The organism is Marinilactibacillus sp. Marseille-P9653, from assembly GCF_916618885.1.
Taxonomy (GTDB): domain Bacteria; phylum Bacillota; class Bacilli; order Lactobacillales; family Carnobacteriaceae_A; genus Marinilactibacillus.
In genome coordinates this window covers 424,721-441,109 of record NZ_CAKAKH010000001.1, presented here as the reverse complement: position 1 = coordinate 441,109, position 16,389 = coordinate 424,721, and the positions used below count along the sequence as shown (strand labels likewise).

14 protein-coding genes and 1 pseudogene are annotated in these 16,389 nt (G+C 39.6%); 4 read left to right on the top strand and 11 right to left on the bottom strand.

The window, feature by feature from the left end:
* Positions 1–109: 109 nt before the first annotated feature.
* Both LG377_RS02160 and LG377_RS02155 read left to right on the top strand, forming a co-directional pair.
* Positions 110–364: a hypothetical protein gene (locus tag LG377_RS02160; RefSeq protein WP_225743084.1), complete on the top strand. Its 255-nt coding sequence runs from the start codon at positions 110–112 to the stop codon at positions 362–364.
* Positions 365–991: 627 nt separating this feature from the next.
* A pseudogene (locus LG377_RS02155) lies at positions 992–1,525 on the top strand (DUF6577 family protein); the annotation flags it as partial.
* Between the two features lie 90 nt (positions 1,526–1,615).
* Here LG377_RS02155 and LG377_RS02150 read toward each other — a convergent pair.
* Positions 1,616–2,974, bottom strand: coding sequence for a D-serine ammonia-lyase (locus LG377_RS02150; protein ID WP_225743082.1), 1,359 nt, complete (start codon positions 2,972–2,974; stop codon positions 1,616–1,618).
* Between the two features lie 293 nt (positions 2,975–3,267).
* Between LG377_RS02150 and LG377_RS02145 the strand changes: the two genes are divergently transcribed.
* Both LG377_RS02145 and LG377_RS02140 read left to right on the top strand, forming a co-directional pair.
* Positions 3,268–4,026, top strand: coding sequence for a threonine/serine exporter family protein (locus LG377_RS02145; RefSeq protein ID WP_225743081.1), 759 nt, complete (start codon positions 3,268–3,270; stop codon positions 4,024–4,026).
* A gap of 50 nt (positions 4,027–4,076) precedes the next feature.
* Complete coding sequence (locus LG377_RS02140) at positions 4,077–4,544, top strand: threonine/serine exporter family protein (RefSeq protein WP_225743080.1); 468 nt, start codon at positions 4,077–4,079, stop codon at positions 4,542–4,544.
* A gap of 42 nt (positions 4,545–4,586) precedes the next feature.
* On the opposite strand, the gene LG377_RS02135 is transcribed toward LG377_RS02140, so the two are convergent.
* The 10 genes from LG377_RS02135 to purC form a co-directional block, all read right to left on the bottom strand.
* Positions 4,587–6,185, bottom strand: a complete 1,599-nt coding sequence (locus tag LG377_RS02135; RefSeq protein WP_225743079.1) for a peptidoglycan DD-metalloendopeptidase family protein — start codon at positions 6,183–6,185, stop codon at positions 4,587–4,589.
* A 150-nt stretch (positions 6,186–6,335) separates the two neighbouring features.
* The gene (purD, locus tag LG377_RS02130; protein WP_225743078.1) at positions 6,336–7,595 is read right to left on the bottom strand and encodes a phosphoribosylamine--glycine ligase; all 1,260 of its coding nucleotides are present in this window, start codon (positions 7,593–7,595) and stop codon (positions 6,336–6,338) included.
* A gap of 74 nt (positions 7,596–7,669) precedes the next feature.
* On the bottom strand, positions 7,670–9,205 hold the full coding sequence (gene purH, locus LG377_RS02125) for a bifunctional phosphoribosylaminoimidazolecarboxamide formyltransferase/IMP cyclohydrolase (protein ID WP_225743077.1): 1,536 nt from the start codon (positions 9,203–9,205) through the stop codon (positions 7,670–7,672).
* Entirely contained in the window at positions 9,202–9,807 is a 606-nt protein-coding gene (gene purN, locus LG377_RS02120; RefSeq protein ID WP_225743076.1) for a phosphoribosylglycinamide formyltransferase, read from the bottom strand. Before purN ends, purH begins: the two co-directional genes overlap by 4 nt.
* On the bottom strand, positions 9,800–10,843 hold the full coding sequence (gene purM / locus LG377_RS02115) for a phosphoribosylformylglycinamidine cyclo-ligase (RefSeq protein ID WP_225743075.1): 1,044 nt from the start codon (positions 10,841–10,843) through the stop codon (positions 9,800–9,802). Before purM ends, purN begins: the two co-directional genes overlap by 8 nt.
* 33 nt (positions 10,844–10,876) lie before the next feature.
* Positions 10,877–12,331: an amidophosphoribosyltransferase gene (purF, locus tag LG377_RS02110; protein WP_225743074.1), complete on the bottom strand. Its 1,455-nt coding sequence runs from the start codon at positions 12,329–12,331 to the stop codon at positions 10,877–10,879.
* Positions 12,307–14,538 (bottom strand): phosphoribosylformylglycinamidine synthase subunit PurL, encoded by a 2,232-nt coding sequence (purL, locus tag LG377_RS02105; protein WP_225743073.1) that lies wholly within the window; start codon positions 14,536–14,538, stop codon positions 12,307–12,309. Before purL ends, purF begins: the two co-directional genes overlap by 25 nt.
* Entirely contained in the window at positions 14,535–15,218 is a 684-nt protein-coding gene (gene purQ / locus LG377_RS02100) for a phosphoribosylformylglycinamidine synthase subunit PurQ (protein ID WP_225743072.1), read from the bottom strand. Before purQ ends, purL begins: the two co-directional genes overlap by 4 nt.
* 2 nt (positions 15,219–15,220) lie before the next feature.
* Positions 15,221–15,481 carry a phosphoribosylformylglycinamidine synthase subunit PurS gene (purS, locus tag LG377_RS02095; protein WP_225743071.1) on the bottom strand — a complete coding sequence of 87 codons (261 nt, stop codon included), beginning with the start codon at positions 15,479–15,481 and terminating at the stop codon, positions 15,221–15,223.
* A gap of 16 nt (positions 15,482–15,497) precedes the next feature.
* Entirely contained in the window at positions 15,498–16,208 is a 711-nt protein-coding gene (gene purC / locus LG377_RS02090) for a phosphoribosylaminoimidazolesuccinocarboxamide synthase (RefSeq protein WP_225743070.1), read from the bottom strand.
* Positions 16,209–16,389: the final 181 nt, after the last annotated feature.

Here is a 16,389-nt window from a genome sequence, read left to right as displayed (position 1 = left end):
TTCTCTAAATCAACCATAAGTCTTGCCCTACATTCAATAAATCATATATAATTTAAATTCTATAAAAATGTCTATTTAAGTTGGTTCACCTAGTCGAGGAGGGGTTAAAGTGTTTAAAACAGAACGAAATAAACGCTTGTTTCATATTTTCAGTAATTTATTTATCGCACTATTCTGGGGTTGGACGCTTTATATCCAGTACGGCATTGAATACCAAAGTTCTTTTGAAATTAGTTTTCAAAGAGTTTATATGCTTGTACTTTGGATCTTTATTGCGACCACGATTGGACGAATTGTATACCATGCATTGAAGCTTAGAAAATATAATAAACGCAAAAAAGAATCTAAAATAACTATGGCTTGACGTCGTCGAACCCCGTTCCTATAAAATTAGGAAGCGGGGTTCTTTATTTAATTAAAGCTTCCCAATCTAATTCTATCCATATTTGTGAAAAATTGTAGACTTTTGAGCTGAAATTATAACTACTTGTTTATGACTAATTTAATCTTTAGAAATAAACAATTTTGTTCTTCTTATTTTTTTGAAATCCTACAACTAATTGATTATTATGTTATTATTCACTAATTAAACTGTAGATAACGCTATTTCATCATAGAATCAAGTAGCAATAAAAACAAATCAGATACTTTTCAGCCTTATTAACGAACATTAAAAATAAATCCATAGTTCGAATGATTACATTCTGTTATTTTATTTTATTCTGATATACTTGATGTAATATCTGAGATACATAAATAATATAATAGCAAATGCTATATAAAGGGGAGGCATTTTGTGAATTCAACTTTCAAAGTCAATGAACTTCAATATTTTTTAAAACACCATCAACCTGTAGATACTAGCAGACTGCTTTCATTTTACAGGAAATTCGACGCTTCTTTAAGCTACAATACACTACGGTGGCGAATTCATGAACTCAAAAAGTTACAAGTGATCTATAGTCCCAAACGTGGGTAGTATGCTTTAAAGGACAAAAAATCCTTTACTCATGAATCAACACCTGAGATGGATCAGATCGTAAGAACGATACAGACATCTATGCCGCAGTCAAAATTCTCGATTTACTCTACTGATTGGTTGACTGATTATTCGGATCATACATATCCATACCATAATATTATGATTGATGTCGAAGCGTCTTCCTTGACTTCTGCCTTTGATCAAATCAAGCAGAGCCATGAAAACGTGTTTCTTTCACCTGAAGAATCTATTTATGAGCACTATATATCCCCTAAGTCACATAATATTATTTTAAATAAACTCTATGTAGACGCACCTGTTAATCATATTGATAGCTTTTACTATACACCTAAGCTAGAAAAACTGTTAGTCGATCTCATCGTGAATGATCCTATTATTTTGATGATCAGCAAACCTGAAATTAAAACAATTGTTTCTAATTTACAAAAAACCTACCCTATCAATTATTCTACTTTGAATCGGTATTCCAAAAAACGATATTTAGGAGAAAGATTTACAAAATACGGTTTACTTCAGGCTTGAAGTAAACGAAAAAGACTACGTGTCCATCTTGTAAAAATGGCCACGTAGTCTTTTATTTAAACTTATTACAACTTGTATTCATCGTTTCATTTAAATCAGTTGTTCACTGACGGATTGACCTTCTTTTAAGAAAGTCTTTTTATTCTCTTCAGGCACCATGGACCCACCAGTTGCCCAAGCGATATGTGTAGCTTGAGACAGTTTATTTGTTAAGTGATGACGCTGAATATAATGTTTCCCTGCTTCTGATCCTAGTAATCTTTGAGGACCTACTAGTCCTGCAACGGCTGCCGGCTCAAGGAATATCGTTTCTTTGTCATATAAATTAAATAACAACTGACGAAAAATATCATCTTTTATGCTATAGCCTGCACTGAAATAATTATGCATTAGTTTAGCGACCAAACCTGAAGTTCTCGGAACGGCTAGCCCGTCTGCAACCGTTAGTCCACCTAGTCCAATTTCTTCAACTGAAATTTCATCGTATAGTCTTGAATCCAGACCGACTAGCATGCTCGGCATTTTGGTCGGTTCTGCGAAAATACAATGTACATGATCTCCAAAAGCTTGTTTCATTCCAAATGTAATCCCACTTGGAGAACCCCCGATTCCGCATGGCAAGTAAACAAACAATGGATGATTTTCGTCGACCTTGATTCCCTTTTTATCTAGCTGCTTTTTCATACGGTATCCACCAACCGTATAACCGAGGAACAACTCTTCTGAGTGTTCATCATCTACAAAGTAACTGTTTGGATTCGCGTTAGATTCTTCTCTTCCCTGTTCAACAGCTTTAGAAAAATTCGTATCATGTTCAATAACTTTTACACCTTTTGAACGTAAGTAGTCTTTCTTCCATTGCTTCGCTTCTACAGACATATGGACAGTTACGTTGAAGCCCAATTTACTTCCCATCGTCCCTACGCTAATACCGAGATTTCCTGTTGTCCCTACTGCGATGTGATGCTGAGCAAAAAATGCCTTGAACTCATCACTAGCGAAAATAGCGTAATCTTCTTCGATGCTATTTAACATGCCTTGTTCTAGTGCGATGGTTTCTGCATGTTTCAGCACTTCATAAATCGCACCTCTGGCTTTGATTGTCCCAGAAATGGGCAGGAGATCATCACGTTTTAACCATAATTTCCCTTGAATGGTTTCTTCATTCACTTCGTTCAACCAATTTCTCATAGATGGTATTTCCATTAATTCGGATTCAATGATACCTTCCATTTTTTGTGTTTCAGGAAAAGCGATTTGAATGTATGACGCAAATCTTTGAAGTCTGGCTTCTACGTCTTCTATATCTTTCATTGAATATTTTGTGTGTCTATTTGCTTCTTCAGCTTTCAAGTATGCAGGATTCTCCCAAAAAACTTCTTTTCCTGCAGATATTTCTTTAATTAAAGGACTTTGTTCTGTAAATTCCCCTACCTGTCCTTCTACCATTGTGTTCAACCCTCTCCGTTGCGTTGTATTCTTTCCATCATTCTACCTATTCAAACTACATCCAGACCATTGTAGCATATTTTTGATTTTGCAAAAGGGATTCTTTGTTTTTGATTAAAAGTAGTGCTTTTAGATAATATTCTAATGTGAATAACGTTCTCACCTTTTTAAATACACCTCTACATACTCGCTTGGCTTTTTCTTTTAAGGATTCTTTTTTGTTCTCTATCGATTTTTGATACTGATATCGTTATACTGAGTTTATTGAATTTTATTGGAAAGAAGGGAATGGCTTGGAAAGTTATCCAGTAGCGGATATTCTGGACGTTTGTGTTGAAGCAGGACAGGTTATGCTCGAAAATGGTGCAGAGACGTATCGAGTAGAAGACACATTGTATCGAATTGCAAAAACCTATGACCTGGTTTACATCAATGTCTTTGTTGTACCAACCGCTTTGATTTTAACGGTTCAAGGAAAAGATAAACAAGACCATACTGAATTACTGCGGGTGAATGAGCGACAAACAAACCTTGAAAAAGTGGCCAAAGTGAATGAACTATCTCGAAACCTCACTCAAACCCTCTTTTCTCCGGACGAAGTAAAAGAAAAACTTCGTGAAATCAAGCAAACGCCTAGAAATTTCAATCAGTGGCAGAGAAATCTAGCGATTGCCTGCGCTTGCGGCTGTTTTCCTTTATTATTTGAAGGAACGTACGAAGATATGCTACCTTCCTTTGTCGCTGGAGGGCTTGGTCACGTTCTCTTTGATATCGTCAACCGTTGGACAAATGTTAGTTTCTTTGCAGAGATGGTCGCTGCTTTCTTTATAGGGCTATGTGCTGTTTTCTTTACTTCTTTGGGTATAGGCAATGACATCAATACCATCATTATCGGTAGTGTGATGTGCCTTGTTCCAGGTATGGCCATCACCAATAGTTTCCGTGATCTGATGGCGGGACATCTGCTAGCTGGGGTCGCTGTGGTGGCAAAAGCTTTACTAACAGCAGGTGCGATTGGAATTGGAATCGCTATGGTTCTGACCTTCCTATAAGTTTGATGGACACTATTTATGAACCCTATTGAGGTTAAGGAGAATGTATTATGATTACACAGTATCTCACTTATTTTCTTGCTGCTTTTGTTGCTACAATTGGTTTTGGTATTTTATATAATGTTCCTAAAAGAACCATTATTACTTCTAGTTTAGCTGGAGCAACGGGCTGGATTGTCTATTACTTTCTATCTTTTCAAATCAATCTGGATCTTTTTGTCGGCGCTGGAGTCGCTGCTTTTCTTGTAGCGAACTGTAGTCAGTGGTTTGCTCGTTACTACCGTATGCCTGTAATCGTCTTTGCAATCCCTGGCATTATTCCTCTCGTTCCTGGAGGTTCTGCTTACAATATGATGCGGGCATTTATAGAAGGCCACTCTGATATGGCCTTTATGTATGCAACTGAAACCTTTCTAGTTTCTGGCGCAATCGCGCTCGGGCTATCTGTGAATAGTGGTTTACTTCAAGTTCTTTCCTCTAAAAAGTTGGGCAAACGAGATAAACGCTATTTACCTTAACGATAGACCAAAAAAGCACCCACCAATGGTGGATGCTTTTTTCTATAATCCAATGTATGTTGCTGGATTAGTGAACTGTCCGTTTACACGAACTTCAAAATGTAAGTGAACGCCGGTTGAAACACCCGTCGTTCCCATTGTTCCAATTCGTTGACCTTGCTGAACCGTTTGTCCTGCTGAAACCAGTAAATTGGGTTGTAAATGTGCATAAAGGGTTTCAATTCCATTACCGTGATTAATCTTGATATAGTAACCATAGCTAGAACTGTAGCTTGAAATGCTGACCGTTCCGCTAGCAGCCGCTATAATCGCACCACTCCCCGCAATATCTATTCCGTTATGCTGCGTGCGGGTTCCAGTGACTGGGTGGATTCTAACACCATACCCAGAAGAAATGTAGCCACTAGCCGGTTTGATCAATTGAAAAGAAGAAATCGGCGATGGTCTAACGTCTTCTTTTTCTTCAATAACGGGCTCTGGTTTAGGTCTCACTTCCGGCTTAGGGTCTACCTCTGTTTTTTGCTTCGGTTTTGTTTCATTTTTTTGCTCAAGTTCTACGTTTTGCTGACTTTCTTCCGCTGTTGCTAGTGATGGATTCGTAGAAGTACTCGGCTTAACTTGAGTATCTTTTTCGTTTTCTAAATCAACTGATTGCGCTTGTACCTTAGATTTTTCTGATGTTTTTTCTTGTTCTGCTTTCTCTTGCGCTTCTTGTCTTGCTAATGCTTCTTGCGTTCTTTGCTCTTGTGCTTCAGCTTCTGCTGCTAGTTGCTCTTCAGCCTGCTTTTCTGCAAGTAGTTGTGCCGCAACGCGTTCTTCTTCAAGTCTTTTCTCTTCTGCTAATTTCTCTTCAACACGTATTCTTTCTGTTTCCGCATTGATTTCCCCATCAACATCCGCTGATTGAAGTGCAAGTGCATACTGCTCTTGTACAAAGGTTTCTTTTTCTTCAGTAGTCATCTGATACAGTTCCACAACTTGGTTGATTTGACGATCAAGCTTTGTTTGTTGTGAAGAAAGCTCAGCTCTTGTCCGTTCCATCTCATAGAGTATGTGAGTCACTTCTTCTTTTTCGAATTGCATCTGTGCTTCTGCTTTGACAACTGCTTGCTGGTCTCTAACTTGATCAGCAAGCATCATTTGGTTTGCAGAAACCAGTGTATTTACAATATTCAAACGTCCAATTACTTCTGCAAGATTTTCAGAAGCTACAATCGTATGTATGATATTCCCTGCGTTCCATTCTGTTTGAGTAGCGCGTGCTTGCGTATCTAATTTCTGATTTCTTTTTTCGATTGCATGATTGAGTACAATCACTTCATCCTGAAGATTCTCGATTTGAATAGTTGTCTCTTCTAAAATGGCGCTTTGTTCTTCAAGCCCTATAGACAGTTCGCCTATACTGATTTGAAGGTTTTGTATGTCGTTTTCCAGGCTTGCTCTTTGTTGATCCAGCTCACTTAACGTTGCATCTTGTTCGTCTATCGTACCTTCTACCTCAGTTGCTCGCTCTTCTATCGACTCTTTTTCTTTCTGTAGTTCATCCAATGAACTTTCGGCAAATACCGAGTGTGTGAATAATACATTGGTATTCAATAATAAGAGCGCAGTTACTGAAGCTGCTAGCCAGTTTCTTTTCAAAAAATCTCCCCCACGTTCACAGTCTTCTATAAGAAGTATAGTGTACTGACTTCTCAATTGGAAATGAATTGGAGCGATTCTTTTATTACAGTTTGATGACTATAACAAATGATATTCCTATACCTTGCTAGTATAGGAACGAGCTATCTTTTACCTTCTTTTCGCCTTGTCTCCAATATCTTTTCGGTAAATGACTTTTTTGGAATTCACTTTATTTAGTTGATTATAAATTTTCTGCTGAGCTTCCGCTATAGATTCACCGTAAGCCTCTAAAAGATAAATACGTCCGCCATTAGAATAAAGGTGACCATCTTTTTCTTTTACACCAGCATAATAAGTAGTTGTATCTTCAGATTCCATCGGTTCAATCAAAATATCCAAGTCGTACTTGTCCGGGTATCCTTTAGCTGCCACAACGACGCCTAAATCTACTCCTGTCGTTTTCCACTTTATTTCTGGATCTTTTTCATCAAGTATATCTGTAATCACTTCTACAAGATCTGATTCCATTCGGTTCAAAACAACTTGTGTTTCTGGATCTCCAAATCTCGCATTGAACTCAATGGTTTTAGGCCCTGATTCTGTAGCAATCACACCGGCATATAAAATCCCTGTAAAAGGGGTTTGACTATCAGCCAACCCTTGCGCAGCTGGCTTTAGAATCCTTTTTATCGCTTCTGCTACGGTTTCCTCAGAAATATGGGGGACTGGAGAATAGGCACCCATCCCGCCAGTATTTGGTCCTTTATCTAATTCCAACAAACGTTTATGGTCTTGAGAAATGGGCATCGGATAAATATTTTTTCCATTAACGAAAGCCATTAATGAAAACTCTTCGCCTACCAGACATTCTTCAATGACGACTTGAGAAGCTGACTCTCCAAATTTATTGTCTTGCATCATTTCTTTCAGTGCTTTTTGCGCTTCTTCCATTGTTTCAGCTACGATAACGCCTTTTCCTGAGGCCAGTCCATCTGCTTTAATCACAATAGGTGCGCCCTGCGCTTGAATATACGCTTTTGCCTTTTCGTATTCATCAAACACTTGATAAGCTGCTGTCGGGATACCTTGATTGACCATTAGCTCTTTCGCAAATGCTTTGGATGCTTCAATTAAGGTCGCGGCTTTGGATGGTCCAAACACGGACAGACCATTTTTATAAAACGCATCTGCTAGTCCATCGAACAAAGGAACTTCTGGTCCGATAATCGTCCATTCAATTTGTTGGTCTACCGCAAAGGCAATCAGCTGATCATGATCGTCTAAAGGAAGGTCTTTTATTTGGATCCCATCTAATTTCATACCCGCGTTACCAGGGATACAGTAGACTGTTTCTGATAATGGACTTTGATTTATTTTTTTTGCAATCGCGTGCTCGCGACCTCCACTTCCAATAACTAGTAGATTCATAATGGATTCCTCATTCCGTGATTTTTATGTAAAAAACGAAAGAGAAGGGAGACTTCTCTTTCGTTTTGAATGGCTTAATGTCTGAAGTGTCGAGTCGATGTTAAGACCATTGCAATGCCATACTCATCTGCTTTGTCAATGGATTCCTGATCCTTGATGCTTCCACCGGGTTGGATGATGGCTTTGATTCCATGTTCAGCTGCATAAGCTACACTATCATCCATTGGGAAGAAGGCATCACTCGCTAGTGCAGCGCCCCATGCCAGGTCACCTGCTTGTTCAATGGCAATTTTGACCGCTCCGACGCGGTTCATCTGACCGGCACCAATCCCTAGCGTACGTTCACTGTTTCCAACAACAATTGCATTACTTTTAACATGCTTAACGACTTTCCAGTTGAACGCTAAAGCCTTCATTTGTTCGTCCGTTGGCTGAGTTTTCGTGGCCACTTTCCATTCTGGCTTATCTGCTTCTTCGATCCAGTCCTGATCTTGAACCAGTAGTCCACCTAAAACAGAAACCAATTCTTTTCCGCCAGAATTTGCTTGTGAAAAATCTAGTTCAAGTAAGCGAATGTTTTTCTTGGAACTTAAAAGGCTCATCGCTTCTTCTGAAAAGCTCGGTGCAATCACAATCTCTAAAAAGATTTTGTGCAGTTTTTCAGCCACTTCCAGAGAAACTTCTCTATTTAATACAACAATCCCACCAAATATTGAAATGCTATCTGCTTCATATGCTCGGTCGAAAGCATCTTCAATGGTTTCACCAATACCGATTCCGCAAGGATTCATATGCTTAACGGCAACGGCTACAGGTTCTGTGAATTCTCTTGCCATGCGAATCGCCGCATCTGCATCTTTGATATTATTATAAGAGAGCTCTTTTCCGTGTAGTTGTTTTGCTTTCGCGATAGAAAAAGGACCGGCCATTGGATCTTCATAAAAGACAGCAGACTGATGACTATTTTCTCCATACCTTAGACTTTGTTTTTTATTATAGGTTACGGTAACGGATTCTGGATCTTTCTCGTTTGATAACTCTGTTAAGTAGTCCGCAATCAATGCATCATAACTCGCTGTGTGACGGAAAACTTTTGCTGCTAGGGCTTGTTTTGTTTCAAGTTTTGTTTCTCCATCTGCTTCTAATTCTTCGATTACTTTAGCGTAGTCCTTTGCGTCTACAACAACGGTTACGGACTCAAAGTTCTTAGCGGCACTTCTTAACATACTCGGTCCACCAATATCGATTTGCTCAATGGCTTCTTCTGCAGTGACATCAGCTTTTGTGATCGTTTCTTTGAAGGGATAAAGATTCACACAGACATAGTCGATTGGCTTGATTTGATGAGCTTCCATTGCCTGCATATGACTTTCTAAATCTCGGCGCCCTAGTAGTCCTCCATGAATCAACGGATGCAAAGTTTTAACCCGTCCATCCATCATTTCTGGAAAATCGGTCACCTCTTCAATCGAAATTGTCGGGATTCCAGCTTCTTCTAAAATTTTTTTTGTGCCTCCCGTAGAAATGATTTCTACGTCATTTTGAATCAGTGACTGTGCAAATTCTACGATATTTGTTTTATCTGATACGCTAATCAGTGCTCGCTTCATGAATTGACCTGCTCCTTCTGCAACTTTTCAATGTACGTTTGAATCACATTCGGATACATCAAATGTTCTAGTTTATGTATTTTTTCTTCCAGCGATTCCAACGTTTCATCTGATTCTACCATGACTTTCTGTTGAGACAAAATGGGGCCCGTATCTACACCCTGATCGACCAGGTGAACGGTTACTCCGGTCTCACTGACACCTGCAGTAAAGGCATCCTCTATCCCACTTTTACCCGGAAATTCCGGTAGCAAAGATGGATGGATATTGATAATGCGTTCGGTGTACTTATCCAACAAAGTTTTACCGATGATGCGCATATAACCCGCCAGTATGATCAGGTCGATTTCGTGATTTTCAAGGTGTTTCAGCAGAACCGTTTCAAACTCTTTCTTCGTTTGATACTGTTTTGGCTGTAAAACGGTCGCGGGTATCGCTTTAGCTTCAGCACGTTTTAAAACGTAAGCTTCTGGCTGATCACAGATCAACAGACTTAGTTCCGCGTTGATAGAACCATTCTGAATAGCTTCCGCAATCACTTCGAAATTCGAGCCATTTCCAGAAGCAAATACGGCGATCTTTAGGTTCTCTTGATTATTCAAAGACAATCGCTCCATCTAAGTGACTTGACTGTTCTACTACTTCACCGATTAAAACAGGTGATTCCCCACTTTGGGTTAATTTTTCCATAACCGAGGCTACATGATCTTCTGATACTGCTAAGACCATTCCAATACCCATATTGAAAATCTCATACATTTCTTCTGGCTTCAGCTGACCTTCTTTTTCAAGCAAAGCAAAGATAGGCAGTATGTTCCAAGTGCCTTTTTTTACTTTGGCGACTAAGCCTTCTGGTAACATTCTTGGTAAATTTTCTACAAATCCCCCGCCTGTTATATGAGAAATACCATGGATTAGTTGCTCTTTGATTAATGGTAAAACAGGTTGAACGTAAATCTTTGTTGGTTCAAGCAGTTCTTGCCCGAGCGTTCTACCATTCAATGATTCAAACTCGGTATCTATTTTGTAATCGTTCTGTTCAAAAAACACTTTTCTAACCAGTGAATAGCCATTGGAATGAATACCGCTTGATGGTAGACCAATCAATTGGTCTCCTGCTTTCACTTTATCTGTAGTGAGTAACTGCGTTTTTTCTGCAACCCCAACACAAAATCCTGCTAGGTCATACGCTTCTTCTTCATACATATCAGGCATTTCAGCAGTTTCTCCCCCGATTAACGCTGCGCCTGCCTGCACGCACCCTTCTGATATTCCAGCAACAATCTGTTCCATTCTTTCTGGAACGTTTTTTCCTGTCGCAATGTAGTCCAAAAAATACAATGGTTCTGCGCCTTGAGCTAAAATATCATTCACACACATCGCTACGCAGTCGATTCCGATTGTGTCATGCTTGTCTTGTTGGATCGCTAGCAACAATTTCGTTCCAACGCCATCTGTTCCAGAAACCAGTACAGGTTCTTTTACGTCTATTGCAGATAAATCAAATGCGCCACCGAAACCTCCTAAAGCACCCATCACACCTAATCGTTCTGTTCGTTTGGCATGTTTCTTGATTCTTTCAACTGTTTCGTAACCGGCTTCTACATCTACGCCAGCGTTCGCATAGGCATTTCCCATCTGAATAAACCTCCTGTTTTTTATCTGTTCGCTTTATTTACTGAACATTGGATCGCGTTCATTGATCTTCTCTAGTGTGTGCAAATAATCCATCTCGTAGTCATATAAAGGTGTTGGGAAATCTCCTGTAAAGTACGACATACATAGACCATTATGTGGTGCATCAAATTTTAGTCCGATTGATTCCACGGTTCCATCAATACTTAAAAAAGATAAACTGTCTGCGCCAATCACTTCTTTGATTTCTTCAACCGTGTGATCCGCTGCAATTAGTTCTTTTTGATTTTGAATATCGATCCCGTAAAAACAAGGATATTTCAGTGGTGGCGATGAAATTCGCACATGCACTTCAGCGGCTCCCGCATCTTTTAAGAGTTGAACGATTCTTTTACTTGTCGTTCCACGAACAATAGAATCATCGACCATGATCACTTTCTTGCCAGCGACTACTCCTCTAACAGCAGACAATTTCATGCGAACACCTTGTTCACGCAGTTCTTGTGTTGGTTGGATAAAGGTTCTTGCTACATATTGATTCTTAACGAGTCCCATTTCATAAGGAATCCCGCTCTCTTCTGCGTAACCACTCGCAGCAGATAAAGAAGAATTGGGCACACCAATAACCATATCAGCATCAATTGGTGATTCTTGTGCTAGTTTCCGTCCCATATTTTTACGTGCTGTATGAACGTTTACACCTGCAATATCAGAGTCTGGACGTGCAAAATAAATATATTCCATCGAACAAATCTGAAGCAAGGTATCTTCTGTGTATTTTTCAATCGTATAGCCTTCATCATTGATAATCACCATCTCGCCCGGTTCTACAGCGCGAACAAAGGTGGCTCCTACAACGTCTAAAGCACACGTTTCACTGGCCAGTACGTAAGCCCCGTTTTCCATCTGACCGATCGATAAGGGTCTGAAGCCATTCGGATCAAGCGCTCCAATCATTTCATTCGGCGTCATCATCAAATAAGCAAAAGCGCCTTTGATGACATTTAAACTTTCTTTGATTCTTTCGAGCAAGGTTTCTTGTTTGCTGCGACGAATCAAGTGCATCAATACTTCTGTATCTGAATTGGAGTGAAAAATGGCGCCTTCTTTTTCTAGTTCTTTTCTAAGTGTCATCGCATTGATCAAATTACCGTTGTGAGCAAGCGCAATTTCTTCGTCATGAAATTTGAATAAAAACGGTTGGATGTTTAAAATACTGTTGCTTCCAGCAGTACTATATCTAACATGCCCAATAGCCGCTTCGCCAACGAGTCTAGCCAGTTCTCTTTCGTCTTTGAAAACGTCTGAAAGGAGACCCAAATCACGATGTCCTTTTAAGCGTCCATGGTTATTTGATACGATACCGGCACCTTCTTGGCCACGGTGTTGTAGGCTATGGAGTCCAAAATAATTCAAACTCGCTGCATCCGGATGTCCCCAGACACCAAAGACGCCACATTCTTCATTTAAGCTTTTGATTTCAGCAACCACGGAATCGCTTCCTCCCATACTGTTTTCAGTTCATTGATGTTCAGTTCGATTAGCTGGTCTTGCGTTTTTAGAGCCGCAACTTTTGAGTCAGTTACTTCTCCGATTTGAGTTGCTTTTCCTTGGAATAATGCCACTACGTTTTCTTCATGTTCGGGTTTAACAGAAAGAATAAAGCGTGATGGTGATTCAGAGAATAACCATTCTTTTGGCATATCTACTGTGATATCTGTTCCTAATGTGTTTTTAAAAGCTGATTCAACGAGCGCTACTGCAAGCCCGCCCTCTGAAAGGTCATGAGCACTTTGGATCCAGCCGTTTCGGATAGCTTCAAGAACTTTATCTTGAATCTGTTTTTCTTTTTGAATATCGAAGTCGAACAACGTTCCTTCGATTCTTCCTAATTGTAATTTCTGTAATTCTGTTCCATTGAAATCTGGCTTCGTTTCTCCAACCAAAATGATTTTATCGCCTGATTGTTTGAAATCAGAGGTCGTTACGTGAGCGAGATCTTTTACGAGTCCAACCATACCGATCATCGGTGTTGGATAAATCGCTTCTCCGTTTGTTTCATTGTAAAGTGATACGTTTCCGGAAATCACTGGTGTTCCAAGCGTTTCACAAGCTGTTGAAATCCCATCAGCGGACGTCCATAGTTCCCAGAACACTTCTGGTTTATCTGGATTTCCGTAGTTCAAACAATCGGTGATCGCTAACGGTTCGCCACCACTGGCTACGATATTTCTAGCGGCTTCCGCGACCGCCATCTGCCCACCAATCTCTGGATTCAGGTATAAATAGCGTGCGTTACAGTCTGTTGTCATTGCTAATGCTTTTTGAGTGCCACGTATGCGAAGAACGGCAGCGTCACTTCCTGGTCCTACAACTGTGTTTGTGCGCACCATAGAGTCATAAGTTTCAAAAATGGATTTCTTTGAAGCAATCGTTGGTTGTTGTAATAATTGTTTCAGGGTTTCTCCAGCATCCGTTACCGTTGGATAAAAATCTTTCATTTCTTTAAAGCGTTGAATTCTTTCTGGTTCCGTATAAGGTTTGTAGTATACAGGCGCTTCTTCCGCTAAAGCATCTACCGGTAAATTGGCTACTTGAACACCGTGGTGAAATAATTGATATTGGCCATCATCTGTCACGTGTCCAATATTCACTGCATCCAGTTCATATTTAGAAAATAATGCTTGTACGCGGTCTTCAGACCCTCTTTTAATACAAATTAGCATACGTTCTTGAGATTCCGATAACATCATTTCGTACGGTGTCATCTGCGTTTCTCGCTGAGGAACGTCATCTAAATTCAAGACCATTCCACTGCCGGCTTTAGAAGCCATTTCAGAACTAGAAGAAACAAGCCCCGCTGCTCCCATATCCTGGATGCCAACTAAAATGTCTTGATGATCTTGAATGAGTTCAAGACAAGCTTCCATCAATAATTTTTCCATAAACGGATCGCCAACTTGTACAGCTGAACGTTCCGATTCTTCTTCATCACTGAACTCAACAGACGCAAATGTCGCACCGTGGATGCCGTCACGACCAGTTTTGGCGCCAACATACATAATGGTATTTCCAACGCCCTTGGCCTGACCTTTTTGAATATCTTTGTGATCAATTAGTCCAACGCACATCGCATTCACTAGCGGATTCCCTTTATAAACAGGATCAAATCCAATTTCACCGCCAACAGTCGGGATACCGATACAGTTACCGTATCCACCAATACCTGCAACAACTTCTTCTAATAAGTATTTTGTTCGTTCATTATCCAGTTCTCCAAATCTTAAAGAATCCAACATGGCAATGGGACGTGCACCCATACTGAAAATATCGCGAATAATCCCACCAACACCCGTTGCTGCACCTTCATAAGGTTCTACTGCGGACGGATGATTATGGCTCTCTGCTTTGAATACAACCGCTTGTCCATCTCCAATATCTACGATACCGGCACCTTCGCCTGGCCCTTGGAGGACTTGAGGTCCACTTGTTGGAAATTTGCGCAAAACAGGTTTTGAATTTTTATAGGAACAATGCTCACTCCACATAACAGAGAATAAACCCGTTTCTGTGTAGTTCGGTAAGCGGCCAAGAATGTCTTCAGATATCGTTTGATATTCCTCGTCAGTTAGCCCCCATTCTGCGTAAATTCTCTGATCTTTAATCATTTCAGCTGTTGGTTCCTGAATTGTTTTCATACGCTAGCGGTCTCCTTTGAGAAATTCTGTACCATAGATTTGAAAAAACGTAGTCCGTCTTCTGAGCCTAAGAGTTCTTCGATGGCACGTTCCGGGTGTGGCATCATGCCTAAAACATTCCCTGCTTTATTAACGAGTCCAGCAATATTCTCTATAGATCCATTTGGATTTTCTGATGCATAAGAGAAAACGATTTGATTGTTATCTTTTAATTCCTGAAGCATTTCAGGATCACAGTAATAACTACCTTCGCCGTGAGCAATTGGAATTGTTAATTTTTCTCCTTGCTCGTAAAGAGAGGTGAAATTTGTTTCGCTGTTCTCAACTTTCAGTTCGACCGTTTTACAAATAAAATGTAGTTGGTTGTTTCTTTGCAAAGCTCCTGGAAGTAAACCGGCTTCTACTAAAATCTGAAATCCGTTACAGGTTCCAAAAACGGGCTTACCTTCTTCAGCAAACCTTTGAACTTCGCTCATAATATTGGAGAATCGAGAAATCGCGCCACTTCTAAGGTAATCTCCATAAGAGAAACCACCTGGGAGTAATACCCCGTCGAAACCTTCAAGACTTGTTTCAGTATGAGCAACATATTCTGCTTCTTCGCCTACACCATCTCTAATGGCATGAAGCAAGTCGACATCACAGTTCGAACCTGGAAATTGAATAACAGCGAATCGCATCCTTACACCGTCTCCTTTACTTCTTCGATTTCATAGCGATACGTTTCCATCACGACATTCGCGAGCAACTTGTCACAAATTGTTTCAATCGTTTCTTCAATATCTCGTTCCTCTTGACTAGAAACTTTGATTTCAAAATATTTGCCAATTCGAATATCATCGATTTCATCAAATCCCATACGGTGAACAGCGCCTCTTACAGCTTCACCTTGAGGGTCAAGAATGGATTCTTTATAGGTTACATAAACCTTTACGTTATACATGTCGTCAGTTCTCCTTTTATAGTTGAGTAAGTCGATTCAATATTTCTTCATATAATGGAATGATATCGCCCAAATCTTTTCTGAAAACATCTTTATCTAATCGTTCGTTCGTGTTTAAGTCCCATAGTCGACAAGTGTCCGGTGAAACTTCATCCGCCAAAAGGATACTTCCATCACTTGTTTTTCCAAATTCCAATTTAAAATCCACTAAGCGTACAGACATCTTTTCAAACATTTCTTGAAGCGCAGCATTGATCTCTAAAGTTTGTTTTTTAATTTCCGCTACTTGGAGGTCTGTTGCTAATTCAAGCACTCGTATATGATCTTCATTGATAATAGGGTCATTTAAAGCATCTTCTTTAAGGTAAAACTCTAGAACTGGAAAAGATAAAGACGTTCCTTCTTCTACGCCTAATCTTTTCGAAAAGCTTCCAGCTGCAACGTTTCTCACGACAACTTCCAGTGCAAACATTTCTACTTTTTGAATCACTTGTTCTGTTTCAGATAATTGTTTAACAAAGTGACTTTCAATGCCTGCTTCTTTTAAATTTTCGAAAATCCGACTAGTAATCTGATTATTTAATCTACCTTTCTCTTCAATCATTTCTTTTTTTGCACCGTTACCCGCTGTTGCCTGGTTTTTATAAGTGACCCATAACAATGTTGAATCATCCGTTTCATACAGTTCTTTTGCCTTACCTTCGTAAAGTAGTATGCCTTTTTCCAAAGAATAACCCCTCCAACTCTAAAGCTAATCACGAACATTTTATTTAAACTACCACTAAATGTTGTCTATTGAGTTCATCATAAGTTTTAAGTTGATCACAGTCAATCTTTTCCGGTATATACATAAAATAATATCACTTATCGTTCGTCTTTTACGCTATGAACTATTTCATAAGTTATAA